At 54.2% G+C, this 25,399-nt stretch carries 18 protein-coding genes; 13 read left to right on the top strand and 5 right to left on the bottom strand.

Going from position 1 to position 25,399, the window contains the following annotated elements; genetic code table 11:
* Nucleotides 1-126: 126 nt before the first annotated feature.
* The 9 genes from JRI89_00750 to JRI89_00710 all read left to right on the top strand — a co-directional run bounded on the left by JRI89_00750 (nt 127) and on the right by JRI89_00710 (nt 10,456).
* Nucleotides 127-2,691, top strand: a complete 2,565-nt coding sequence (locus tag JRI89_00750; GenBank protein MBW2069760.1) for a TIGR03960 family B12-binding radical SAM protein — start codon at nt 127-129, stop codon at nt 2,689-2,691.
* A gap of 2 nt (nt 2,692-2,693) precedes the next feature.
* Nucleotides 2,694-4,211 carry an Rne/Rng family ribonuclease gene (locus tag JRI89_00745; protein MBW2069759.1) on the top strand — a complete coding sequence of 506 codons (1,518 nt, stop codon included), beginning with the start codon at nt 2,694-2,696 and terminating at the stop codon, nt 4,209-4,211.
* A gap of 188 nt (nt 4,212-4,399) precedes the next feature.
* Complete coding sequence (gene rplU, locus JRI89_00740) at nt 4,400-4,729, top strand: 50S ribosomal protein L21 (protein ID MBW2069758.1); 330 nt, start codon at nt 4,400-4,402, stop codon at nt 4,727-4,729.
* Between the two features lie 12 nt (nt 4,730-4,741).
* Complete coding sequence (gene rpmA / locus JRI89_00735; GenBank protein ID MBW2069757.1) at nt 4,742-5,002, top strand: 50S ribosomal protein L27; 261 nt, start codon at nt 4,742-4,744, stop codon at nt 5,000-5,002.
* A 37-nt stretch (nt 5,003-5,039) separates the two neighbouring features.
* A complete protein-coding gene (gene obgE, locus JRI89_00730) occupies nt 5,040-6,071 on the top strand; it encodes a GTPase ObgE (protein ID MBW2069756.1) in 1,032 nt (343 codons plus the stop codon).
* Nucleotides 6,072-6,233: 162 nt separating this feature from the next.
* Entirely contained in the window at nt 6,234-7,415 is a 1,182-nt protein-coding gene (gene proB, locus JRI89_00725; protein MBW2069755.1) for a glutamate 5-kinase, read from the top strand.
* A 405-nt stretch (nt 7,416-7,820) separates the two neighbouring features.
* Entirely contained in the window at nt 7,821-8,480 is a 660-nt protein-coding gene (locus tag JRI89_00720; GenBank protein MBW2069754.1) for a nicotinate-nucleotide adenylyltransferase, read from the top strand.
* Nucleotides 8,481-8,487: 7 nt separating this feature from the next.
* Complete coding sequence (gene rsfS / locus JRI89_00715; protein MBW2069753.1) at nt 8,488-8,913, top strand: ribosome silencing factor; 426 nt, start codon at nt 8,488-8,490, stop codon at nt 8,911-8,913.
* A gap of 94 nt (nt 8,914-9,007) precedes the next feature.
* Nucleotides 9,008-10,456: a M48 family metalloprotease gene (locus JRI89_00710; GenBank protein MBW2069752.1), complete on the top strand. Its 1,449-nt coding sequence runs from the start codon at nt 9,008-9,010 to the stop codon at nt 10,454-10,456.
* A 269-nt stretch (nt 10,457-10,725) separates the two neighbouring features.
* Here JRI89_00710 and JRI89_00705 read toward each other — a convergent pair whose 3' ends face one another.
* Genes JRI89_00705 through JRI89_00695 form a run of 3 tightly spaced genes read right to left on the bottom strand, consistent with a single transcriptional unit; the run spans nt 10,726 to nt 15,795 of the window.
* Nucleotides 10,726-11,343 (bottom strand): class I SAM-dependent methyltransferase, encoded by a 618-nt coding sequence (locus JRI89_00705; GenBank protein MBW2069751.1) that lies wholly within the window; start codon nt 11,341-11,343, stop codon nt 10,726-10,728.
* A 49-nt stretch (nt 11,344-11,392) separates the two neighbouring features.
* A complete protein-coding gene (locus JRI89_00700; GenBank protein MBW2069750.1) occupies nt 11,393-14,518 on the bottom strand; it encodes an efflux RND transporter permease subunit in 3,126 nt (1,041 codons plus the stop codon).
* Nucleotides 14,515-15,795: an efflux RND transporter periplasmic adaptor subunit gene (locus tag JRI89_00695; GenBank protein ID MBW2069749.1), complete on the bottom strand. Its 1,281-nt coding sequence runs from the start codon at nt 15,793-15,795 to the stop codon at nt 14,515-14,517. Before JRI89_00695 ends, JRI89_00700 begins: the two co-directional genes overlap by 4 nt.
* A gap of 335 nt (nt 15,796-16,130) precedes the next feature.
* Here JRI89_00695 and JRI89_00690 point away from each other — a divergent pair, with 335 nt between their 5' ends.
* Nucleotides 16,131-17,546 carry a hypothetical protein gene (locus JRI89_00690; protein ID MBW2069748.1) on the top strand — a complete coding sequence of 472 codons (1,416 nt, stop codon included), beginning with the start codon at nt 16,131-16,133 and terminating at the stop codon, nt 17,544-17,546.
* Nucleotides 17,547-17,836: 290 nt separating this feature from the next.
* On the opposite strand, the gene JRI89_00685 is transcribed toward JRI89_00690, so the two are convergent.
* Nucleotides 17,837-18,898 (bottom strand): lysophospholipid acyltransferase family protein, encoded by a 1,062-nt coding sequence (locus tag JRI89_00685; protein MBW2069747.1) that lies wholly within the window; start codon nt 18,896-18,898, stop codon nt 17,837-17,839.
* 46 nt (nt 18,899-18,944) lie between these two features.
* Nucleotides 18,945-21,773 carry a PAS domain S-box protein gene (locus tag JRI89_00680; protein MBW2069746.1) on the bottom strand — a complete coding sequence of 943 codons (2,829 nt, stop codon included), beginning with the start codon at nt 21,771-21,773 and terminating at the stop codon, nt 18,945-18,947.
* 917 nt (nt 21,774-22,690) lie between these two features.
* Here JRI89_00680 and JRI89_00675 point away from each other — a divergent pair.
* From JRI89_00675 to JRI89_00665, 3 genes are all read left to right on the top strand, one after another.
* Nucleotides 22,691-24,082: a hypothetical protein gene (locus tag JRI89_00675; GenBank protein ID MBW2069745.1), complete on the top strand. Its 1,392-nt coding sequence runs from the start codon at nt 22,691-22,693 to the stop codon at nt 24,080-24,082.
* Between the two features lie 213 nt (nt 24,083-24,295).
* Nucleotides 24,296-25,075 (top strand): RHS repeat protein, encoded by a 780-nt coding sequence (locus JRI89_00670; protein MBW2069744.1) that lies wholly within the window; start codon nt 24,296-24,298, stop codon nt 25,073-25,075.
* Between the two features lie 127 nt (nt 25,076-25,202).
* A partial coding sequence (locus tag JRI89_00665; protein MBW2069743.1) for a hypothetical protein occupies nt 25,203-25,399 on the top strand: 197 nt, incomplete at its 3' end.

Genomic DNA, 25,399 nt, shown 5'->3' with positions numbered 1-25,399 from the left:
GATATCCTGGCATCAATTATACTGGCTGCGCCTCCGGCTTGGACAAAGCAGCCTGCTGGCGGCTGTAGATATGCCGCCATTGCTGCGTCGCTGTTGAGAAGACAGCAGCAATTGCTGGATATTTCTATGAATAGCACCAGAGTGAACAGACAAGCTACTGCCGCCTCGAGCAAGTATGAGGCTCTTTTGCCTCTGGTGCGCAGACCAAGCAGATATCTTGGTCTGGAAATCAATGTACCTGAAAAGAGCTGGGACACCTATCCGGTTCGTATAGCTCTGGCCTTTCCAGACGTCTATGAGGTGGGCATGTCGCACCTCGGCATTTTACTCCTCTACGATATTGTCAACCGCCTCGACTGGGCTGCTGCTGAACGTGTCTTCGCACCCTGGCCGGACATGGAGGCCCTGCTGCGGGCGCACTCCTTGCCGCTGGTCACTCTGGAGTCCGCCACGCCCCTTTCTGCCTTTGATATCGTTGGCTTCAGTCTGCAGTACGAACTCAGCTACACCAACGTGCTCAATATGCTGCAGCTGGGTGGCATTCCCCTTCGCTCGGCAGATCGCCACAGAGCCATGCCTGTCGTACTGGGAGGAGGCCCCTGCACTTTCAATCCGGAGCCTGTGGCCCCTTTTTTTGACGCCTTTGCTCTTGGAGACGGCGAAGAGCTGTTGATCGAGGTGGCGAAAAAAGTGCGCCAGTGGAAAAACAGTTCTGCAAACCGCTTCGAACTTCTCGAAGAGCTGGCTCAGCTCGATGGAATCTACGTCCCTGCCTTTTTTGAACCGCACTACCTGGCCGACGGCAGAATTTCGCATATAGTGCCCCGCTCTTCTCACAGGGTTCGCGTGCACAAGCGCATTTTGCCGCAGCTCGAAGCAAGCAGACCTCCTGGCAAGCCGCTGGTACCTACCACTGCCATCGTGCATGACCGCCTGCGTTTTGAAGTTGTTCGCGGCTGCAGTCGCGGCTGCCGCTTCTGTCAGGCAGGCTACATCTATCGCCCGGTAAGGGAGCGATCTGCTGCAGATCTGTTGTCATCTTTGCAGCAGGCCCTGGCAGCCACCGGCTACGATGAAGTCTCCCTGCTGGCCCTCAGTATAGGCGACTACAGCTGTATTCACCAGGTTCTGCGCCTGCTGATGAAAAAATACAGCAGCGACCACCTGGCAGTTTCCCTGCCCAGTCTGCGCGTTGGCACGCTCGACAAAGAGATGATCGCTGAGGTGGACAGAGTCAGGAAAACCGGCTTTACTCTGGCTCCCGAAGCGGGCAGCCACAGGCTTCGCCATGTCATCAACAAAGCCATCAGTGAACCTGAGCTGCTGGAAACGGTCGAGGCCGTATACCAGGCTGGCTGGCCTCTGCTCAAGCTCTATTTCATGATGGGCTTGCCCACTGAGACAAAAGAGGACCGGCAGGCTCTGGTAGATCTGGCCCTGAAAGTCTGGCAGCAGGCCGCCAGCTGCAGGCCTGCACGCCGGCTGCACGTGAGTATTTCCACCTTTGTTCCCAAACCTCATACGCCATTTCAATGGGAATCTCAGATGAGCCTCGCTGAAATGAGGCACTGTTTGCAGTTTTTCAAAAAGCAGCTGCGCAGAAAAGGATTGAGCTTCAAATGGAACCAACCTTACCAGAGCATGCTGGAAGGCGTCTTTTCCAGGGGTGATCGTCGTCTTGCCAATGTTTTACTCACCGCTTATCAACTGGGCTGCCGCTTTGACGGTTGGAGCGACCAGCTTCGTGCGGAGCTCTGGCAGAGGGCCTTCGCTGCAAACCATCTCGAACCCGAGTTTTACTGCGAGCGGCCCCGCGACCGCCTAGAGGTACTGCCCTGGGAGCATCTGGATTGCGGCGTCGATCCAGAGTACCTGTGGAAAGAATACCAGAAGGCCATGAAGCAAACTCTCACCCCGGACTGCCGCCAACAAGGCTGCACCTCCTGCGGCGTCTGTGATCACCAGCAGGTGAGGCCCCAGTTGCGGCTGCTCAAAGAAGAAGAGAGTCAGGAAGTAGCTATGCCCGGGCAAATCCAACCGTCAGACCCTCATGAAAAACGCTGCTGGTTTGTCATCCGCTACGCCAAACAAGGTGTTGCTCGTTTTCTCAGCCATCTGGAAACGGTCAATGTCTTTCGGCGGGCTCTCAAAAGGGCGGCTCTGCCGCTCTGTTACAGTGAGGGCTACCACCCTGTACCCAGACTTTCTTTTGGAAATGCCCTGCCGCTGGGTATGGAAAGCCGGGTAGAGGAGATGGAAGTGCTCTTCTATGATGCTCTACCACCAGAGGAAATAGCTGTTCGCCTCAACAGCCAGCTGCCCACTGGCCTAGAGGTCGTCCAGGTAAGCAGAAAAGAGAAGCACCAGCCCAACAGGGCATATCTGGTCACCTATGAGGCCGTGCTTTCTGAGCAATGCTGGCCAATGGCAGGGTTCCTCCGTTTCAACAAGAATGACCTCGCCCCCTTGCGGCAGAAATCCAAAAAAGGCGACAAAGAAATTTCTCTGCAGAACCGTCTGAGAGATCTTGTGCTGGTGACTCCTGACACCCTCAGATTCGGACTGCTCGAAGGGATCAACGGCAACATACGCGTGCGCGATCTCCTCTGTCATCTCTTCGAGGTGCCCGAAGAAGTCGTGGCCACGGCTCGCATCGTAAAAACCTCGGCTGTACCTGTGAAAGGGTTGTAGACGTGTCTACTGATCTGATTATCAATACCACCTCTTACGAAACAAGGGTAGCTCTTCTGGAAAACAGTACTGTAAGCGAATTGTACATAGAGCGGGCCGGAGAGCGAAGCATTGCCGGCAACATCTACAAAGGAAGAGTAGTGCGTGTTCTGCCCGGCATGCAAGCCGCTTTTGTGGACATAGGTCTGGACAAGGCAGCCTTTCTCTATGTAAGTGATGTCTCAGACAATCTCGATGGCATGGAAGAGATGATGGCAGCCGCTACTGAAGAGCTCGACGAAGAAGAACTGGAATGTGAACAGCCGCTGGAATTTGAAGCACACATAGAAGATCGACTGCAAGAGGGCCAGGAAATTCTGGTGCAGGTAGCCAAGGAGCCTCTGGGGAGCAAAGGGGCCAGGATTACCTCTCATATTTCATTGCCCGGACGGCATCTGGTTCTCATGCCCACTGTAGATCATGTTGGGGTGTCACGGCGCATCGAGAACGACAAAGAACGCCGACGTTTGCGGGATCTATTGCTCAGCATCAAGCCCCCCACCTGCGGCTTCATTGCCCGGACAGCCTCCGAAGGCGTGGAGCGCGACAAGATAAAGACGGAAATGGACTTCCTCTTGAAACTCTGGAACAGCATCCAGCGAAAAAATGATCACTGTCAGGTTCCTGCCCTGCTCCATCAGGATCTCGATGTCAGCCTGAGGGCGGTACGCGATCTTTTCACCAAAGAGGTGGACAAACTGATAGTGGACTCCCCGGAGGAATATAACAAAATCCTCAAATTTGTGGACACCTTTATGCCAAGCCTCAAGGCGGATGTGAGGCTCTATGAAGAGTCTGAACCCATATTTGATGCCTACGGCATAGAAGTGGAGCTCCAGAGGGCTCTCGGCAAGAAGGTATGGTTGAAATCTGGCGGCTATATCATTATTGAAATTACCGAAGCCCTTACTGCCATAGATGTAAATACGGGCCGCTACGTGGGCAAACGAAATCTGGAAGAAACCATCCTCAAGACAAACCTGGAAGCTGTGAAAGAAATCGCCTACCAGCTGCGCCTCCGCAATATTGGCGGCATCATTATCATTGATTTCATAGACATGGCCAAAGAATCAAACCGCGACAAGGTCTTCAACAGCCTCAAGGAGGCCCTCAGAAAGGACAAGAGCAAGACCAACATTCTCAAGATGTCCGAACTCGGGCTAATAGAGATGACTCGCAAGAGAACCAAAGAAAGCATCACCAGAGTTCTCTGCGAACCGTGCTTCTATTGTGAAGGCGAGGGATGTCTCAAATCAAAAACTACCATCTGCTATGAGATTTTCCGGGAAATCGAACGGGAACACGAAACCCTGTTTGGCCGGAGCATTATGGTCACAGCACATCCAGAAGTGGCCCACCTGCTCTACGATGAAGAACGGCAGCATCTGGAAGAACTGGAGCGAAAACTGCAGGGCCGCATCACTGTGCAAACAGACAATCACTTGCATCTCGAACAATATGAAATCTCAGCGGTTTCCTGAAGTTGCCTCTCTTGAGCAGAGACCCCTCGCCAGGCCTGATGCTTCTTCTGCTGGGACATGCTCTGAACAGGGCAACAGAAAGCTCCCCTGATGGCAGCGGAGCGGACTTCACAAAAATGGCGGATGAATCTTGACAAAAGGAAGATTTTACATTAATTTGACTATTTCTCATTCTGGAGGTATGACATATGTACGCAGTGGTTCGCACAGGTGGTAAACAGTATACCGTGAGTCCCGGCGATGTGATTCGCGTAGAGAAAATCGATGCTGCCGTAGGAGATATGGTGCCTCTCGACGACGTGCTGATGGTCAATGACGGCGACAAGCTCCATGTGGACCGAGAGACGCTCAGCAACACGCAAGTAACTGCAAGAGTACGAGCACAGGTGTTGGGACGCAAAATAATCGTTTTCAAGTACAAGAGACGCAAGGGCTACCGCAAGAAGCAGGGACATCGTCAGAGATACACCGAGCTGCTCATTGAAGGCATTCAAACTCCAGAGATGTCCTCCGCATGAGGTAATAAGCATATGGCACACAAAAAAGCTGGAGGAAGCTCTCGAAATGGTCGCGACAGCGCCGCCCAACGCCGAGGCGTCAAGCGCTTCGGTGGCCAGTTTGTCCGCGCCGGCAATATCCTGGTAAGACAGGTTGGCTCCCGTTTTCATCCCGGGCAAAATGTGGGCATGGGTAAAGACTATACCCTGTTTGCCAAAATAGACGGCGTTGTTCGCTTCGAGAGAAAAGACAAGAGACGGTTGAAAGTCAGCGTCTATGCCCCCGGTTCTTGATGAACTGCAAGTCTGAAAACGCCGGTCATCGCTACCTATGCGATTCATTGACGAGGTCAAGATACACGTGCGCGCTGGTGACGGGGGCAACGGTTGTGTGAGCTTTCGCCGTGAGAAATATGTCCCCAGAGGTGGGCCTGATGGTGGTGATGGCGGCAGGGGTGGCCATGTGATCCTCCAGGCCACCAGCACCAAGCAAACCCTTCTCGACTTCCATTTCCAGCGACATTTTCGGGCGGCTAGAGGAGAACACGGCCGCGGTAAACAGCAAACTGGCAGGAGCGGCAGCGATTTGAAACTGCTGGTTCCCGTGGGCACTCAGGTCAGAGACGCTGACAGTGGAGAACTGTGTGCTGACCTGGTCACTGAGGGCGACTCCTGCATAGTGGCCAGAGGCGGTGCTGGCGGTAGAGGCAATGCCCGCTTTGCCACCTCCACCAGACGGGCTCCTCGAATTGCCGAAAACGGTCAACCTGGAGAAGAACGCCACCTCATACTCGAGCTGAAGCTTCTGGCGGACGTTGGCCTGGTCGGCTTTCCCAATGCGGGCAAATCAACATTGATTGCCAGGATTTCGGCGGCCCGGCCCAAAATAGCCGACTATCCTTTTACTACCCTGGTGCCCAACCTTGGCGTGGTGCGGTCCCAACAGGGCGATTCCTTTGTGGTGGCGGATATTCCCGGCCTCATAGAGGGCGCTCATCGCGGTGCTGGCTTAGGACACAAGTTTTTGCGACACATCGAACGAACAAGAGTTCTGGTCCATCTCATTGACATCTCAATTACTGAGGAGGACCCAGCAGAAGCACTGCAGCGATTTCATTCCCTGAACCATGAACTGGAGCAGTTTAGCGCCAGGCTATTGGCCAAACCGCAAATCATCGCCTTGAACAAGATAGATCTGCTCTCCAGCCAGGAGAAGCTGAATAAAATCAGTGCATCTCTTGAGAAAATTGGACTTCCAGTGTATGCCATCTCTGCGGCCACAGGGCAAAATGTTCAACTCTTGTTGCAGGCAATAGCAGAACAACTGGCGTCACTCGGCAATAGAAGCAATTGCTTCTCTTGAGGTGCTCGAACAATATTGGCTTGTTTGGATAAAACCGAAATCTTGTTCTCTGGCCTGCTCACCATTGTCATTCTCTGAGGAGCCATTCGAGAGGGTAGCCCCTCCCAGGAGAGCAGTCGAGCAGGACACTGGCACCGGAAAGAATCCTGCTGAATGGCTGGCATGCTCACATCAACTGAACGCCAAAGAATTCTGGCTGAGGTAAACCGCGTTGTCATCAAGGTTGGCAGCGGCGTGCTCACAGGCAGCCGTGGTCTGGACCTCGGGGTAATCAACCGCCTTTGCGACGAAATATCCCTGTTGCGAGAACAGAACCGCCAGGTAGTCATTGTCTCATCAGGAGCAATTGCCTCCGGCATGCGCAAGGTGGGGCTTCGAGAGTGGCCCAGAACGATTCCTCAAAAGCAGGCTGCCGCTGCTGTTGGCCAGAGCAGCCTAATTCAGGCCTATGAAGAGGCCTTCCACCATTATGATCTCAAAGTTGCCCAGGTGCTTCTCACCAGCGATGATCTCACTCATCGTCGCCGCTATCTGAATGCCCGTCATACCCTGCAGACCTTACTGGACTGGGGCATTATCCCTATTGTCAACGAGAATGATACTGTTGTGGTGGACGAGATTCGCTTCGGCGACAACGACAATCTATCAGCCCTGATCGCGCACCTTACCGAAGCGGACCTCCTGGTGGCTCTCACTGATACCGACGGGCTCTTCGATTGTGACCCGAGGCGAAATGAGAACGCTAGCATTATTCACCTGGTGCGCCGCATCGATCGCCGTCTGCAGCAGTGCGCCAGCGACACTCCAGGCAGTGTGGGTACCGGCGGCATGAGCAGCAAACTCATAGCTGCTCGCAAAGTAATCGCAGCCGGCATTCCTATGATCATTGCCAATGGCAGAAAACGATACGTGCTCAAGCAAATTTTTGACGGCAAGCAGATCGGCACTCTCTTTCTGCCGGCAAAAAGGCGGTTGCCGGGAAGAAAACAATGGATCGCCCACACCTTGAAACCCCAGGGCGAGCTCGTTCTGGATGACGGCGCAGCCAAGGCACTGAAGACACAGGGCAAGAGCCTTCTGCCAAGTGGTATTGTCTCGGTGACTGGCAAGTTCGGCGTGGGTGCCCCGGTGCGCTGTCTCGATCAATTCGGGGAGACCGTGGGCATAGGTCTGGTAAACTACTCGGCTGCCGAGATCGATTTGATCAAAGGCAAGAGGAGTAATCTGATCGAGCGGACTCTGGGATACAAACACTCGGATGAAGTCATCCATAGAGACAATTTTGTCCTCGGCTCCCTGCTGGAACCTGGCGACAGCAAGGCCCTCGCCAAACCGCCTGCTTGACTCGATCATTCTACTTTTTCCTTCCAGCAAGAAGGCGACGATCACAAATCCTTCTGAATGTGCTAACATGAGGCATAACAAACAGCGGCAGTGGGCAGGAAAAGAAGGTCTCAGGTGGTTCCAGCGGTTCAATTGCTCCAGCCCGGCTATTGCCAGAGCTCCTGTGGCCAGCCAGTGCAGGGGATATCTCTCCTGCAGACTGCGGCACGGTTCTTCAATGCCGAACCATAAACAGCACCTGCACACCACCTGGCACCGAGCAGCATTACAGCGAGGTGAGCCCGCGGCCCGCAGGTCTGGACAATCATGAGCCTGCAGTTGCAGTTTGCAGCAAAGGACGCCCACGGCCGCAGTGGCAGCCGAAGCCAGCCAGAAATCAACTGACACTCTGCATAAGGTTTCTCCATGAAAAAGGGTATTCTTGGCGGCACCTTCAATCCAGTGCATTTCGGTCACTTGCGGGCAGCTGAAGAGGTGGCGGAATCACTGCAACTGGCTGAGGTAGTTTTCATGCCCGCAGCAAATCCACCCCACAAAGATTTGCACTGTCTGGTTTCTTTCTCACACCGCTATGCCATGCTCGAACTTGCTGTTGCAGAAAATCCTTTCTTCACCCTTTCAGACCTGGAACGTCAGCTGTCGGGCAAATCTTACTCGGTGGAGACCCTGACCTGGCTCGCCTCCCACTCCCCTGAAGAGGAACTGCTGTACTTCATTGTTGGCCTGGATGCCTTCCTGGATCTCCCTTCCTGGAGAAAATACCGGCAGCTTTTCACCCTGGCACATTTTGTAGTGGTAGCCAGACCAGGCTACTCTCATGAACAGCTGGAATCTATGCTCACAGCACAGATATCCAGCGACTTCGTCTACGACGACCATGAGGGCAAGTTCAGCCATCCTCATTATCTTCCGGTGTACTATCGCCAGGTGACTCTCATGGATATATCCTCTTCTAAAATCCGCCAGTTGCTGGCAAGCGGCCGCTCCGTTCGCTATCTGATCCCAGCAGCAGTGGAAGCCTACATATACCAGCATGCACTTTATGGGAGTTCCGGGAAAAGTTAGCTCTATGATGACAATTTCAAAAAAGAAAGGCACTGTAGGCAGCGGCACTGTTCAAAAAGCAACACTGGAAAAAGCCCTGCTGTGCGCCCAGGTAGCCATTGACCATAAAGCCACAGAGCCCATAATACTCCATGTGGCCGAAATCGTCTCCATTACTGACTATTTTGTCATCTGCAGCGGCAGATCAACCAGACACGTCCAGGCCATTGCTGAACACATGCAGCAGGAGCTCAGGGCGCAAAGATTGAAACCCATGGGCATCGAAGGCATGCGTGAGGGGCACTGGGTGCTCCTGGATCTAGGAGACGTGGTAGTACACATCTTCTACGAGCCGATACGCAGCCTTTACGATCTGGAAGGATTGTGGCGGGAGGCTCCAAGGGTGGAGGTCAAAACCACTGGCGGCAAAAAGAACTCTGACGGCCACACATAGGAGCCTCGCCAGAGAGCTTACTGCTGGACACAGCGCCCTGGTTGGAGCTAAAATATGAAATATCATCTGCTAATGATCTAACCGAGTGAATGACATGAACAAGACAACAAGGCCATGTTTCAAGATTGTCACCGCTCTCATGACGGCTCTCTTGCTTGTACTGATTTCTCCCTGTCAGTCGCTGGCCGAGCTCACCATCGAGAGAGAGCGGCAAATGGGCCAAAAATTCATGAAGGCAGTCTTCAGCCACTTTCGCTTCATTGAAGATCCCGAAGTTGTGGACTATGTGAACGAAGTTGGTCAGCGGATCGTAGACAAACTGGACCATACTTTCTTTCCCTTTCATTTCTACGTTATCGACAGCAGCGCACTCAATGCCTTTGCCGCACCAGCAGGCCACATCTTTATCAATAGCGGTCTTCTGCAGCTCATGGACAACGAAGGTGAACTGGCGGCAGTGCTCAGCCATGAGATAGGCCATGTCCAGTCCCGTCATATTGCTGAACGGATGGCGCGCATGCAGAAGCTCAACATTGCGGTCTTGGGGGGCATGCTCGCTGGTATCTTTCTCGGCAAATCACCAGTAGCCAGTCAGGCCATTACCCGCGGTTCTCTAGCTGCCGCCACCTCTTTCGAACTAGCCAACAGTCGCCAGGATGAGGAAGAAGCAGATCGCAAAGGTCTCCGCTATCTGGAGGCTGCTGGCTATCCCGGCATCGATATGGTGGACATCTTCAAGAAAATGAATAAGATGAGCTGGCAGTCCGGAGGCCGGCCACCCCCCTATCTGCTCACCCACCCCGGGATTCCAGAACGGATCTTGTATCTCGAAAACACCATTGACACCAGGCTTTCACAGGAAAAAAAACTGGAGGCGGCCGAGGCACCGAAGGAAAGGACCGAAAAGTTTCTTTTGATGCAGGCGAAGCTGCTGGGTGGTTATGCAGATCCAGCTCAAGCGGCAGCAAGACTGCGGCAATGGGAGCAGCATCCCAGGACCCGTGCAATGGCGCTCTACGCCGAGGGCTTGCTGCTCCGCCGCGAAGATCGCCTGAAGGAGGCCACCCGGTACTTCAAACAGGCAGTCTCTCTCCGACCAGACCTGGCGCCCTTTCTAATAGAGCTGGGAAGAACTTATCTGCTAATGGGAGAACTGGACAAAGCACAGTCCACCCTGCAGTCTGCCATGACTTTTAACGCCCAGAACCCCACAGTGCTCTATATGCTCGGCCGGGTATTTCTAGAAAAGGACGAGGTTTCCCAGGCATGCCAATATCTCAGTCAGGCAGCGAATCTGGACAACAGGCTTCCTTCCATTCACTACTATCTGGGCCTGGCTTTTGGCAAGCTGAATCAGCTGGCGGATGCCCATTACAACTTTGGCATTTATTATCAGCGGCAGCATTCATGGAAAAACGCTGCTTTTCACTACAATGAGGCTCTCCGTTACAGCAAGAACCCCGAACGCCAGCATGCCATTCGTGAAGCCTTGAAGCAGATAAAGGATGAAATAGGCTCGCAGGAGCAACAGCAAAGAGGCTGACAAAGCACCTCGTGCCTTGCAGGCGGCGTCACCGCAGTCAGTGACCAACCGCTGGCAGCGCAGAGCTGCTCGGCCTAGGCGAGCAGACGGCCCTTCACTGCAGCCTCATCCAGCCATCGGCTGCTGCCTAACCGACGGCGTCGTGAGAGCGGCATGTCTCCAGCGGCGGGCGTTCAAGTAATACTTCTTCTCTTGCAAGCCGGCAGTAAAGCCCCAGGGGAGGCCTGCGCGCCAGCCAGCCACATCGCCTCCTGACTGGACAGTTCCCCTCATTCAGCTCTCAGCAGATGCAGGCAGTTGCCCTGCAAAGGGATTTCCTGCAAAACAGACAACTTCTCTCCTGCGACCAGGGCAGGCAATCCTCCAGTAGTGAGAAAACTTCTGAAGTTGCCGTAGTGCTGCCTGCCGGCAAGTCGCTCAATGAGGTGAATGCTGCGGGCTCTCAAACTTCTCTTTGGGAAAGGCACTCTATAGTCCACCATGATGGTGGTCCGTGCAATGCGCCGCACCTCACGAAGCAGCAGGGGGCGCATATGGAGGGTCACTTCGTGGAAAACCATACACACTGTGGCATAATCGAAGGCATGAAAGGGAATGAAGTCCAAATCGGCCCCGTCGCCAAAGATAAACTGCAGCCGCCCTCGCGGATAGTTGCTGGCTCGTCTACTGGCATAGGTCCACATGCCTTTAGAGCGCTCCACCCCCACAAGCCTGCTGCACCGGTCGGCCAGAGAAAATAGCAGCTCTCCGGTGCCGCAGCCTATGTCGATCAAAGTGCTGCCAGCATCTATCTGCAGCTTTATTAGACGACGCACCCTGGCCATAGCCATATCTATGGCCAGATGATAAATCCAGCCGTCATAGATGTGCTCCTGGTTGTTCTTCATCAGAGTCACACTCTGTTGCTCGGCAGCAGTTGCCTCGAGCAGCAGCTCTTCAGACCGACCTCTCCCCACCGGCAGAAGGAAGTCGCAGCCCGCTGGACTGCCTTTGGCATTTCAGCACCACATCGTCCAGAATCGCGTACAGGCAGGGGACCAGCAGCAGGGTGATCACCGTGGAAGCCATGAGGCCATAAAAAATGGCTATGGCCATGGGTGAGAGAAATCTGGCCTGACCTTTAGCCAGGAAGGCCAGAAAAAAGAGCCCGCCCATGGTAGTCACCGAAGTCAGCACCACTGGCCTGAAGCGCACCTTGCCTGACTGCACGATAGAGGTGTGGCGGTCAAGTCCTGAACCCCTCTTCTTGTTGATAAAATCTACCAGCACCAGTGAATCATTCACCACGATGCCGGACAGGGCCACCAGACCAATCATGGACATGATGCCAATTGTCTTTCCCATCACTATGTGTCCAAGGATAACCCCGTCGATGCCAAAGGGAATGGCAGCCATGACAATAAGAGGCTGCAGGTAGGAGCGAAACTGCGTGCCTAGTATGAAGTAAATAAGGAGAAGCCCCAGGAGAAATGCCGAGGTGAGTGCACTCAAGGATTCATTGATCTCCTTCATTTCACCCCGCTCTGTGCTCAATGAGTAGCCTGGGTATTTCTGTGAAATATCATGGAAGCGCTGTCGCACTGCTGCCGCCAGCTCGCTGGTAGTAGTCTTGTTCTGCTCGAGCTCGCCAGTGATGACAATGGCCCGCTTCTGGTTGTCCCTGATGATCTGGCTGGCTCCGGCAACTTTCACCACGTTGGCAACTTCAGTGAGGGGTATCTTGCTGCCATCCGGCAGCGTCAGCTTGAAATTCAACAACACGGCCAGCCGCTTCTTTTGTTTTTCTGGAATTTTTACCACCACATCTATGTCTTCAGTGGCAGTCTGAAACTTGGAGCTCTTCGCCCCCCAGAAAGCGTTGCGCAATTGCTCAGCTACTTGACGATCATCGAGTCCGAGAGCATAGGCCACAGGTTTGAGGCGAACTTGCAACTCAGGTTTGCCTGCTTCCAGGTTGTCTTTCAAATCATGCACTCCAGGAAATTGCTCCACGAATGCCTCTACCTGATTGGCGAGAAATCTGAGTGTCTGCCTGTTGTTTCCAGACAGAAGAATATATATGGGAGAGCCGCCTGGTCCGGCACTGACTTCGCGGATCTGGATGCTAGCCTCAGAGCGCAAGGGTTCAATTGCCTGTCTCACCCCGGCGATCACTTCCTTTATGGGACGCTTGCGCCCCTTGTCCAGATCCTTGAGCTCCACGATTGTCTGGGCCAGATTGCTGCCGAGCCGCACATTCTCGAGATCATCAAAGATGTAACCCACATTACTCACCATGGAAGTGAGCTCGCTCTCCGGGATGCTGCTTCTGATGGCTGCCTCCACTCTGGCAACCAGCTGTTCTGTATCCTCCAGAGAGTTCACCGTGGGAGTCTCCATATTGACAAAAAACTGGCTCCCTTCAAACTGGCCGAAGAGCACGAATGGAATATGATAGCGGGCATAGAGCACCAGCTGTAAAGAGACAGCCAGGGCCAGGACAACGAATACATAGCGCCAGTTGAGGACCCTCTCCAGCAGTCTGCCATACTGGCCAACGATGCTGTTGATCCATTGGTTGAGGCGGTGGCGATATGGACCAGGCGGCTTTGGCTGGCGGGGCAAGAATTCTGCCAGGTGTGACGGCAAAATCACCAGGGCTTCAAAGAGAGACACCAGCAAGGCAAAGGTGACCACTTTGGGAATTACCCCGAGAAAGACTCCGAGCGTTCCAGGCATAAGGAGCAGAGGCAGAAAGGCCGCTACAGTTGTTGCCACTGCGGAGACCACGGGGTAGGCAACCTCCTGGGTTCCTTTTACCGCCGCCTCAGCAGGGGAAAGTCCTGCCTCGTAATGCCGGTAGACATTCTCGCCTATCACCACGGCGTCATCAACCACCAGGCCCAGCACCACAATCAGGGCAAACATGGCGATCATGTTCATGGTCATCCCAGCATAGTGCATGAGGATGATCGCCCCCAGGAAGGAAACTGGGATTCCCAGGGTGACCAGAAGTGCCACTCTGGTATTGAGCATGAGAAAAAGCAGCAGGAAGACCACCAGCAGACCTTGCAGTCCATTCTGCTTCAGCACGTGAAGCCTGTTTTGAATATAGATGGAAAGATCATTGAACACCCCCACATTAACAGTGGCGGGAAGTTGAGTGCGGTACAAGGCCACCAGCCGCTGGACGCCCCGAGAGACCTTGATGGCATCGCCTCGTTTGGTCTTGGTTACAGTGAGGTTCACAGCCCGTTGTCCATTGAAACGGCCGAGGGAAGTCTCCCTTTCGAACCAGTTCTTTATCCGGGCCACATCTCCCAGTACCACTCTGCCGCCATCAGGGGTGCTTTTCAACACCAGATTGTTCAACAGACGGCTTTCAGAAACCTTGCCCACGGTGCGGACCAGAAACTCTCCCCGGCTCGTCGGAAATGTGCCCCCTGGAAGATCGAAATTCTGGGATCTCACAGCCCGGGCTATGTCAGCCAGGGTGAGATCATAGCGCTCCAGTGACTCAGGAGCCACCTCTATCCAGAGCTCCCGCTCGGGCAGGCCCACGGTTCGCACATCCGCCACCCCGGGCAAGGCTGAAATTTTATCCTTGAGATCTTCGACAAACTCTTTCAACTGCAGCAAATCGATATTGCCGTAGATGGACACCGTGATTACCGGATAATTGGTCTCTACCTCCCGAATGCTCGGATCCTCTGCGTCTTCTGGCAGGTCTGAAATCTGGTCTATTTTCTGCTGCAGATCGCCAAGCAGCTTGGCCATGCTCTTGACGTCGGGCGACACCGTCAATTTTACTGTGGAGCGGCCCTCCTGGGATATGGAGAAGATATCGTCCACATCGTCCAGGTCGTTTATGGCGTCTTCGATCTTGATAGTGACGTTTTTTTCTATTTCTTCCGGCGAAGCGCCCGGGTAGATTGTGGTAATGATGACCTGATTCTTGCTGAATTCAGGGAAGATCTCCTTTGGCATCTGGGTATTGTAGAGAACCACCCCCATCACCAGAATGCAGATCATTATCAGGTTCACGCATACAGGATTTCTGACTGAAAAGCGGGCCAGATTCATCCCACCTTCTCCAGAGAGATCACCTTTACTGGGGCACCATCAACCAGATTCTCCTGGCCCTGGACCACCACCACCTGACCTTCACTGAGGCCGTGCACCACACAGACCTCTTCCTGCTGCCAGCTGTTCTTGATATAGACCTTTCGAGCTCGAGCTTCACTGCTATTGTCAACTACAAAAACATACTCGCCCTCATTGTCCTGGCCTATTGCTGCCACCGGAATGACAAAAGAGGATGCCGCTCTCTTCTCTTTCATGACCACAGTGACAAATTGCCCCGGCAGCAAAGCAACAGCCCCGGGGGGGTTCTCCACGTAAACCTTGGCGGCAAAGAGCCGTGTGCTCAGGTCCGCTTGCGGGGAGAGGTGCCGCAGCTCGCCCCTTCTGAGCAGCTCCCCGTTCAATGCCCTGACCTCCACTTCAACTCCCTTTCTCAGCAAGTCCAGTTTGTTGGAGGGAACCTGCACTTCCACCACCACCGTGTGATAGTCCACAACTCGGAAAGCGGCCTCATTTACCGCCAGCCTGTTGCCCAACTCCACAAAGCGCCTGGCAACCACGCCGTCCAGGGGAGACTTTATCTCTGTCCTGGCCAGGTCCAGGGCAGCCTGCGCCCGCCTTGCTTTTGCTAATTTCACCTCTGCCTCGGCCCTGGCCAGCAAAGCCTTGGATTTTTCCACCCGGGCTCGCTGCTCCAGATAACTGCTCTCCATCTGCGCCAGGGCAGAAACCTGCTCATCATATGCCGAGGAGGAAATAGCAGAACGCTCCCGCAGCTTCTTCTTCCGCTGCAGCTCTTTGCGGCTGATGCGCAATTCTGTTTCTCTTTGTCTCAGCTTCTGCTCCTGCAGGGCATTGTCTATATTCTGCAGGTCATAACCTGCCTGAGCCTCAACCAGAGCAGCTTCTGCCTGCTGCAGGGCAATCTCGTAGAGAGCAGGGTCGAGCCGCACAAGAACTTCTCCCTGCTTCACCTTCTCGCCAGGTTCACACCTGGGACTGATCCAGACAATATTCCCCTGTATCTCTGCAGCAACATCTGCTGCCACCAGGGGCTCGGCGCTGCCGTAAAGAGTCATTGACCGTTGAAATGGCTGCTGGCGAACTTGCACTGCCCGCACAGGAAGCACCAGCGGCGCCACCGTCCTCACAGGCTCCACAGTAGGACGCCTCAGGATGATCGTGGCAGAAGCGAGCACTGTTACAGCAGCGATAATGCCGATGACAATAAAGCTCTTCTTCCTGTATTTTCTTTTTTCCGCGTTCGGCTCAGTCAAGAGCAACAGCCTCCTGTTCTATAGGAGTCTTCACCTCGTCTGCTATACTTTATTCTAGGGCAAGATCTTGTCAATGAACAGTGCCATTAGGTTAGTGTGTTCTTATGCGAACATGTGTTATATATAATAGCTGCTGCACTGCCGCCGCAGCTTTGAGCAAGTTCAGCTGGCAGGCTTCTCTCGGCCTCGCTCCAAAGGCCGGCAGTGCAACAATTCAGCATCAGTCGGATCTTTTCATGATGCACCTCTGAGCGCAGCTGGCGTTCCCAGCATATCATGGCATCAGGGGTAGCCCTCAATCTTGCAACATCCAGGCCTCGGGACCGAGGTGCAGAATGGCTTGTCTCAGTCGGGCAGAATTTGACCTGCTCATCAAAGATGTGCAGCAGGACAGCATCGCCTCCGTCTACCTGTTTCACGGAGACAGTTATCTGGTGAGCACTGCCCTGGAGCAGTTTCTGCAGGTACTCCTTCCACCAGCAACCAGGGATACCAATCTCCTGGTGGTTGAGGGAAGACAGGCTGATTTTGCTGAGCTTCTTCAGGGGCTCAACACCTTCAACCTCTTCCCCGGGCGCAAGGCAGTGGTGGTCCGGGACTGCCGCCTGTTTTATTCCCGTGCCAATCTTTCCACTCTTTTTCTCAAGTGCAAGGATGAATACGAATCTGGCGATGTTGAAGCTGCGGCCCGCCTGTTGCTCGAAATATTGGCCTATGCAGGTTGGTCCCTGGAGCAATGGACAGGAGGCGCCTGGCGGACAGTTCCGGCCAACCTCTGGCAGCATACCCTCAAGGTGGACAAGGATGAACAGTCGCTGGCATGGCTCGACCAGGTGCTCTCTCATATCACCGCAAACGACATGCAGATTCCACCTGCCCGCGACGACGGCCCCCTGCTGCAAGCTGCTTTGCAGCAGGGCTTTCCCGCCGGCCACTGCCTGGTCCTCACAACCGATGCTGTTGACAAGAGGCGTGCCCTCTACAGGGAGATAGAAAAGCAGGGCGTAGTAGTGGATTTCAGCGTGGCCACAGGAACCAACCGCCAGGCTCGCAAGACGAGAGAAACCCTTCTCAAAGATGTTGCCGCAAGTCTTCTGGAGAAGGGAGGAAAAAGGATTCAGCAGCAAGCTCTTTCCCTGTTATTGGAGCATACGGGATTCAATCTCTGGGCCCTGAGGAGCCAGCTCGAAAAGCTCATATCGTACGCTGGCGACCAGACCACTATCACCACAGAACACGTGGCCAGCATAAGCGACTATTGCCGCGAGGAACCCCTCTACGAATTGAATTCAGCTCTGGCTTCCGGCGACACCCTGCAAGCCCTTGCCATCCTCCAGCGCCTTCTAGATCAAGGCTATCACCCACTGCAGGTTGTGGCCACCCTGGCAAACGAAGTGCGGCGCCTTATTGCGGCACGCGAGATCATCGATATTCATCTGCAGGGTCGCTTTGCTCCTGAAACTCAGTACAACACCTTTCAGCGGAAAATCGCTCCTTTGCTCAAGAAGCATATAGCGGCAGATTCACCCCTCAAGCAGCTGCATCCTTTCGTCCTCTACAAGACCATGGCTCGGAGCTGCCGCTTCTCCGCCACCGACCTCGTGCAGGCACTCTTGTCTCTCCAGCGTGCGGATCTAGCCATCAAGAGCACAGCAGTGCCTGCCCGGATAATTATCGAAGACCTTCTCCTCAATCTGCTTGCGCCCATGCCGGGCAAACCCTCACCTCGCTTAGCCTCGAGCCAGATATAGCGCTGCTGTTTCCCCAACTGCAGAGAGCCGTTGCCTGCAGCTGTCGGCCCTTCAGCCCGAGAGCTCGCAACTGCAGAGATATTTGCTATATGAGGCAAGAATTCGCCGGGTAACAGCAGAAACTCGGACATGCTGCCTGCCAGCGCCAGCCGTCCTGGGCCCATTCCAGGTGGCTCATGCCGGTAACATTCGAGCAGCATCCGGGCCGGCATTCAGCCTGACAGGCTTGCAGTGACATGAATTCGTCATACAGACGTCATTGCTGCTTGCTGCTCGCTAGAAGCCCCAGGTTACTTGGAATGATAGAGCGAGGAGGGTTGAGGGTCTATATTGCTGCGTACATCAACGCCCTCACAGCCACCCCCGGGAGCTCGACAAGCATCGCTCCCACTTCTGCGGTCTGCCACTGGCCGGCCAGAAAGGGGAATCTGCTGCCCCAGAATAGCCCTGACTTCGCCCCACAGGTACCACTGCTCCGGAGCATTGCCGATATATCTCTCCAGGACCTGCAAAACACGCTCTGCTATTGGACCACTCGTGGAACCGCTTTCTTGACAATCCACAGCCTCCAAAGTGAGTTCATAACGATTCCCTGCCCGCCGCTCCATGAAGCCGGTGATTACCGGAGAGCGATAGCGTCGATATAGCAGGTCCAGAGTGCGGTCCAGGGGAGTCGAAAATCCCAGAAAAGTTGCCCGCCTGTGTCGGTGAGGTCTCCAGGATCTGAACTCGTCGCACTCGGTGATCAAAATTCTATTGGCTTTCAAAGACTGCAACGCTTTGAATGGAGTCATGCCGTTTTGATTCATATCAAGCAAGGAGATGCCCACGCGCTGGGCGTGTTGATTGAGAATTTGCTTGAGCCGCCTGGAATTGAAGCGCACCAGCATTGTGACCCTGTAGCCTCTGAGTGCCAGAATAGAAGGCAAGAATTCTATCCCTCCATAATGGCCAGTCACCAGGATTACCCCTCTGCCCTGGGCGAGGGCCTCGTCCAGAAGCGGGCGGCCTTTGATAGAAACGTGTTCCTGCAAGAATCGACAAACTCTGGAAAAACCACCATAAGCAGTGAATAGCTTTTCGTGATAATGGGCAAACATGCCATGCAGAGCTCTCTGGCTGACGAGGTCCAGTTGCTTCTGGGGGCGAAAGTGTTCCATTACCGCCGTGAGATTCTGCTGAATCTTTTGCTTTTCTCCACGATTCAAGGAAAAATATATTTTCCCCAGCAAGTTCAGGTAAGTCCTGCTTGCATGAAACGGCAGCCAGCTCATGAAAAATGTATTGCACCGCCATTGAAAATAGCGGCTGATGCCAATGTCAGCCAGAAAATGCCCCACCAACCGCTTCATGCCATCCCCCTTCTCTCAAGCTCCCTCTCCCGGAAAAACCTTCATCTCAATGGGGAAAATTTCCGGCCCCACCAGTTGCTCGTGCGCCTCCCCGTTCAGTGGCCCGGCTGTCAAACCTGTTGTCCAGTGTTTGCCGAACAACTCTAGCCAGTTCTTCCAGCTTGAACGGCTTCTCTATTATGGGCAGCTCCATGCCCAACTCTGCTTCCAGATCATTTTCTTCAGGGGTGCAGCCGCTGCAAATGACCACCCTGACCTCTGGCCTCAGTTCTTTCAGGCGAATCAGGGTCTCTTTACCGCTGAGCTTCGGCATGATGAGATCCAGCACCACCAGATCGATTGGTTTGCCCTCATCTCTACAGATTGCCAGAGCTTCCTCGCCATCGGCCGCAGTGAGAATTCGATAGCCGTAACTCTCCAGTAAGCGTTTCCCCAGCTCTCGCACCAGTTCTTCATCGTCTACCAGCAATATGGCCTCGTGTCCCCCCATGGGTGAAGAACTGAGATCTTCAACCACCTGCTCTTCTTCCCTGTCGTCCACAGGAAAGAAAAGTTCAAAAAGACATCCCTGTCCTTCCCGACTCTCCACATGGATATAGCCATTGGCGTTCTTCACAATGCCATACACCATGGCCAGTCCCAGACCAGATCCCTTGCCCACTTCCTTGGTGGTGAAAAAGGGGTCGAAAATCTTGGAGAGATTTTCCCTGGGAATGCCCGTGCCAGTGTCCTGCACTTTGATCCGCACGTACTTTCCTGGTTTGGCAGCAAGATCACCGTATTGGCCCGACCTGTTCTGTTTGATCTCAGCAATGTCAGTTGAAATTCTGATCTCGCCACCGTCGGGCATGGCGTCTTTGGCATTCAGGCATAGATTGAGGATAGCCTGTTGAATCTGGGTGGCGTTCGCCTTGATCAGCGGCAGGGCGGATGTGAGCTCCAGCTTGATCTCCACTTTTTTGGGCAGGGTGCTCTCGAGAAGTTTGTTGGTTTCCCGAATGATGCGGTTGGTGGAGATGAGCTGAAAACCATCCGGCTGGCTGCCCCGACTGAATGCCAGCAATTGCCGCACCAGGTCAGCAGCTCGAATGCTCGATGTTTCAATGATCTGGGCAAACTTCTGCAGCTCTACCCTGTCGTTCAGCCGGTGCTTCAGCAGGCTGGCATACCCCAGAACTCCTGTGAGAATGTTATTGAAATCGTGCGCCATGCCGCCTGCCATAGTACCAATGCTCTCCATTTTCTGTCTGTGGAGCAATTGGCTCTCCATGCGCTTCTTCTCGGTAATATCTGTGAGCATGGCAAAACTGCCCTTGTAACGATCCCCTTCCATTATGGGCACGCTGCTGACAATGGCAGAGACCGTATCTCCGTCCTGGCGCACCAGTTCCAGTTCTTCCTGGACAACTCTACCCTGCATGTTGCTTATCAATAGATCAAACAGCGTCCCCTTTTTCTCAGGAGCCACCAGAGAATTGATGTTGCGGCCCATCATGTTCTCATAGCCCAGGATCTCAGTAAGACGCTGATTGGCAAAAGTGATCACATTCCGCTCATCTACCACCCAGATGCCTTCATGGGCATTTTCCACCAGCTCCCGGTACTGCCGCTCGGATTCTTCGAGCTTGTGGTAAAGACTGGCATTGTGAATGGCGATGGCGATCTGGTTGGAAAAACTGATAAGGAATTCCTTCTCAGAACCGAGCTCGTTGCCACTCGGGTTTTCCTTGTCGCCAACCAGCACTCCCACAACATCCCCCCTGACCTTCAACGGCAGGGCAATGAAAGCCTTCGGGCTGAACTGTTTGATCAACGGATTTTCTTTGTTGATGCTGGACTCGGTGAGATTTTCTACCAGCTCCGGAACACCGGTGCGCGCCACCCTGGCAACAATATTGTTCTCCTTGGCGACTGGCACCACATATTCTTTTGCCTGCTCAATTTGACTCGCCGCAACACCCACGCCGTGGGCAAGTTGCAGCTCTCCTTTTTCCTCGTCCAGAAGGAAAATAGCTGCCCGGTCCAGAGCAGAAACCTGGACCAGGCGGTTGAGGATGAGACCCATGAGTTCATCAATGTCCAGAATGGAAAGAATGGCTGTACTTGCCTCTTGCAGACTCAGCAGTCTGTCTATCTGCCTCTTGAGCTCGAGGTTGAGGGCATGAACCTCGGCGTATTTCTCTTTCAGGAGCTCCTTGTCCCGCTCCAGTTCTTCCATGGAGGCACGGACCACCTTCCAGGGAGCCACCAGCTGCAGCAAGGCGCGCTTGAAAGAAAGAGGCCGCTTCCACTGAATGTGGTACTCACAATAGTCGTCGCCTTTGAAAAAACATTTTGGCTCTACCAGTTGACATGGCGATTCTTTCCATGCCACTGGTGCGGCTGTATAGATGCCTTTGTTCATCAAGCAGAAATCACCTGTCATGGGGATGCCCTGATACCAGTGAAGTCTGACCACGGCACTGTCTCTGTGCAGCTCTGTAATTTCCACCCGTTTGGTGCGGTTGAATTTGTCATTGAGGCTCTGAAGGCGCTTGAGAGTGAGCGGATAGCCGTAGAGTGCCCGGGCATATTTACCCGTGGTCAAAAGAAAGATACGTTCGATATAGCCCAGACGTCTTCTGGCAACGGATTCAAAGCCAATTTGAAAGACAACATTTTCGTCGTCGAACAGTCTCTTGACTCTTTCATACAGGCGAATGAGAACATCGGTTGAAACCCAGTTATTTGGATCGGACAGAAAGCCCTTCAGGTCCTCCACTCCTGCCAATTCTGGACTCAGGTCTTGCAGCAACAGCGGCAGGGATTCCGGAGCATGCTCCTCCACATAATCGATGACTGCTTTGGTGTTTATGCAACTGTTGTGTCGTTCCATCGCCCAGCTCACAACCGCACAGAAAAAAAACCGCCCACTTCAGACTAAGGGCTCTCAATGCAAGATCCATGCATTCGGCCGAGAGGCCCTTATTCTGCGGTGTGCGGTTGTTTGGCGGCCCGACTGACCTCCACACAGGAAATCAGTCCTTACGAATTTTTCGTATACCAGCTTTCCCTGCTCACTGTCAAGTATTTAACTTCATACGAACCTGAAAAAACAGGCCCACCAGATCATAATGCATCTTATCCACTTCACGCGTGCATATATTGCTAGCTCCTCGGAAGAACAGGTAAATATCTACGGCGACGCACAACATCGCAGACTTGTTGCCACTAACTGCAAGTCAGGCCCAAACCGAGCCTATAATCATAAGCTGCCAAAGCCAGCTACTGTTTACTGGCATTGTTAAGCGCAAGCTTCAAATTGTCTGCATACCATGATCACCAGCGGCAGCCGCTGCTATCAGGTTGTTCTTGCAAAGACACCGACACCCTGAAAATTTACCAACCCTGATTTTTTTACTGACGCCAGACAACCGCAAGAGTTCAAGTTGGCTTCGGCGCACAATTGACGGCGTACCTCAAGGCACCTCAGGCATTAGTCAAGCCGCAAGCCAATAATCAGATACCCCCAGACCTGCAGCAAGAACCTGTACCTGTGGCCGCAGCCCAGGCTTGCGTTCGCGAGAATGCCGACAACCCTTTCCGGGTGCCGGCAGCTTTCCCTGCGCCTGCCGTTGAAAGCGACAGAGAACCGTTGAGGCCTTTGAGGTCACAGGCTCTGTCACCAGACGTTCAACCGGGGGGCGAGCGAATCTTGAGGCCGGCTCTTTGCCTTCTGGTTTTTCGAGTTCTGGATATGTGTTGTTTGGCAAAAAGCCTTTCTGAGATGAAAGCAAGGCAAGAGGGAGGAAAATGATGGGAACCTTGAGGCCTTTCGGGACGATCCTTGTGGCAGCAGGCGTGCTTTTCCTGTTGAGCACTCCTGTCTTGGCAGACGACAGTCTGTATGTGGATGCCACGGGCAAAGTGGGCGTGGGCACTACTACTCCAGCCAGGAAGCTGCATGTCTCCAATGGCAGTTCAGGAGCAACCTTTGATTCCGCTGCGGATGTTGTCATAGAAGATGACGGCGCAGCCGTGCTGCAGTTTGCCACGCCATCCAGTGAGAATGCAAAAATCGTCTTCGGCGACCCCAACGGAAGCCAGGCGGGAGCCATAAAGTACAGGCACTCGACCAATGACATGACCTTCCGGACCGCCGGCACTGACCGGGTGCTGATCGATTCGGCGGGGCGGGTGGGCATAGGCACCCTGGAGCCGCAGCAGAGTCTTGTTGTGGCCAAGGGTTCAGGGACGCCTGTTATTGAAACTGTGAAGATAGACGATGACATAGGTGGTGGCGCGTATCTGGGACAACTCTTTTTTTCGGGCCAGGAGGACCCGGCAGACCCAAACAGCAGGTATGTAACGGCGCGCATAATGGCCAGGGCTGTTGGCGCCTGGGATGACAACAACAAGGGGTCTCGCCTGTTGTTTTATGCAACTCCGAAAGGCACGGAAACCCTGACGGAAATGATGCGGATAGACGAGAGCGGCAGTGTGGGCATCGGCACCACCCTTTTCGGCGGCGGCAAAGGCGTTCTGGCCCTGGGCGATGCCGCAGCCGTTCCGCACAACGCTCCAGCCAATACGGCGGTACTCTATTGCTCGGCAGGCAAGTTATGGGTCTTTGACGCCAATGGCAACAACACAGTGCTCTCCTCCCATCCCTCAGAGGAAATAGACGCCCTGGCCGAGGCCGACGATCCCTATCCGCTCTTTCACAAAAGCTCCAACCGGGTGATCGGCAAGGAGCTGGTGATCGATATGGGAAAGGCGCTGAGGCTGCTGCAGACTCTTTTCCCCGAGGAGCGCTTCATCTGGTACCGGGACATCCCCAAGGTGGATGCAGTGAAGCAGCAGCGGCAGGCGTGGAAGGAACAGTGGATTGCCGAGCACACGGCTGAAGCTGAAATCGATAAGCGGGAGGCCTTCGAGACCGTGCGGGTGAAAGTGGATGACGAGAGCAAGGTGGTGGGAGAAAAGGTGAGCTACCGGCTGGAGGGCGAAGAGGTGAAAGAGGTGAGAAGACCCGTCTACGCCAAGAAACTGGTGGAGCAAAGGCGGCTTCGGGAAGGGGTGCGCTTCGATACAGAGACCGGCAAATTCTATCTCCTGAAGGTGCCCACGGAGGCCGAAGCCGAGGCGGCCGCCGACAAGGACTTCCAGTTCACAGTGGACAGATGGGTCGAAAAACGCATGTGAGGAACCGGAGCCGGCTCCTTTGAACGTAAGCGGGCGGCAAGTGAGGAGACGGAACCTGCCGCCGCAGGAGGTCGCCGGTCCGGCTCCGGGGGCTTTGCGCAGCAGGAAGAGAACATGACGGAAAAGGGGAACTCCCTGTTTGCATCTCTTGGCCGGCGCGGACATTGCCGGATGAGAATAGACCCATAACTGCGACCAGAAGGGAGCGCTGACATGAAAAGGTTTTTTTTCTCTCTTCTCGTGTTGTCTTGGGCGGTCTGTTTTTTCTGGATTGGCCAGGCCCTAGCCGACGGACTCACCTACTACTACGATGATCTGAATCGATTATGGAAGGTGGAATACCCGGATGGCAAGACCATCGAGTTTAGCTACGACAATGTGGGCAACAGAAAAAGCGTATCAGTCAATCCCCCGCCAGACAGCGATAACGATGGCTTATCGGATATCCTAGAACAGTCCATGTGCACGGATCCAGCAGATGATGACACCGATGACGACGGACTGCTGGACGGCAATGAAGATGCAAACCACAACGGCCTCCTGGATGCCGACGAAACAGACCCGTGTCTTACAGATACCGACGGTGACGGCATTCAGGACGGCACCGAGCGGGGTCTTGCTGCCGCCGAGGGAACAGGCACTGACCTGGCCGTATTCATTGCCGATGCGGACCCGGCAACGGTCACCGATCCTCTGCTCGAAGATAGTGACGGGGACGGCTTATTTGATGGCGAGGAGGATGTCAACTACAACGGCAACATGGATCCGGGCGAGCAGGACCCCAATTCCAGCGATTGTGATTACCTCTTGCACGATATCACCATTTCAGCCGGGGTCACTCGCGATTACACCACAGCATGTTCGATCACCGCGGGGCCCGATTTTGTGATCGAAGCGAGCGCCGCTGTCAGTTTTCAGGCCGGCACCGGAATCTCCCTGGGCCCCGGATTCAAGGCAAAGCAGGGAAGCCAGTTCAGCGCCGGCGTTCAATGACGACTCCGAGGGGAAGCGGCGGCTGCGAGCCGATATGGCACCCCGAAGTATCGCGAGCGAAGGAGCGAAACTCTGAAGGCGCATCACTGCAGGTTACACAACCCGTTGCACGGAAGGGATGAAAGCCATGGCTGCACCAGCGACCAAGAAAATCGGATATCTCGCCATTATCTTATGTTCCCTGATCTTGATGGTGCCATCGCTTGAGGTGTGGGGCGCAAGTGGAACGGTCACCATAGACGAACCCTCTGTAAATCCATATGAAGCCACCGGAGACTTCACTGTGGAAGGCACCTATATCATGAGCGAAGATGAAACGCCCAC

Source organism: Deltaproteobacteria bacterium, from assembly GCA_019309045.1.
Taxonomy (GTDB): Bacteria; Desulfobacterota; Syntrophobacteria; order BM002; family BM002; genus JAFDGZ01.
The sequence above is the reverse complement of the archived record's forward strand: the minus strand, read 5'-3'. Positions and strand labels throughout refer to the sequence as shown.

Excerpts from the sequence above, each read along its gene's own strand:
- JRI89_00680 (MBW2069746.1), bottom strand. The coding sequence starts at position 21,773 with ATGGAACGACACAACAGTTGCATAAACACCAAAGCAGTCATCGATTAT.
- JRI89_00750 (MBW2069760.1), top strand. The coding sequence starts at position 127 with ATGAATAGCACCAGAGTGAACAGACAAGCTACTGCCGCCTCGAGCAAG.
- rsfS (MBW2069753.1), top strand. The coding sequence starts at position 8,488 with ATGACAATTTCAAAAAAGAAAGGCACTGTAGGCAGCGGCACTGTTCAA.
- JRI89_00675 (MBW2069745.1), top strand. The coding sequence starts at position 22,691 with ATGATGGGAACCTTGAGGCCTTTCGGGACGATCCTTGTGGCAGCAGGC.
- JRI89_00685 (MBW2069747.1), bottom strand. The coding sequence starts at position 18,898 with ATGAAGCGGTTGGTGGGGCATTTTCTGGCTGACATTGGCATCAGCCGC.
- JRI89_00700 (MBW2069750.1), bottom strand. The coding sequence starts at position 14,518 with ATGAATCTGGCCCGCTTTTCAGTCAGAAATCCTGTATGCGTGAACCTG.
- obgE (MBW2069756.1), top strand. The coding sequence starts at position 5,040 with ATGCGATTCATTGACGAGGTCAAGATACACGTGCGCGCTGGTGACGGG.
- JRI89_00670 (MBW2069744.1), top strand. The coding sequence starts at position 24,296 with ATGAAAAGGTTTTTTTTCTCTCTTCTCGTGTTGTCTTGGGCGGTCTGT.
- JRI89_00705 (MBW2069751.1), bottom strand. The coding sequence starts at position 11,343 with ATGAAGAACAACCAGGAGCACATCTATGACGGCTGGATTTATCATCTG.
- JRI89_00720 (MBW2069754.1), top strand. The coding sequence starts at position 7,821 with ATGAAAAAGGGTATTCTTGGCGGCACCTTCAATCCAGTGCATTTCGGT.
- JRI89_00710 (MBW2069752.1), top strand. The coding sequence starts at position 9,008 with ATGAACAAGACAACAAGGCCATGTTTCAAGATTGTCACCGCTCTCATG.
- rplU (MBW2069758.1), top strand. The coding sequence starts at position 4,400 with ATGTACGCAGTGGTTCGCACAGGTGGTAAACAGTATACCGTGAGTCCC.
- rpmA (MBW2069757.1), top strand. The coding sequence starts at position 4,742 with ATGGCACACAAAAAAGCTGGAGGAAGCTCTCGAAATGGTCGCGACAGC.
- proB (MBW2069755.1), top strand. The coding sequence starts at position 6,234 with ATGCTCACATCAACTGAACGCCAAAGAATTCTGGCTGAGGTAAACCGC.
- JRI89_00690 (MBW2069748.1), top strand. The coding sequence starts at position 16,131 with ATGGCTTGTCTCAGTCGGGCAGAATTTGACCTGCTCATCAAAGATGTG.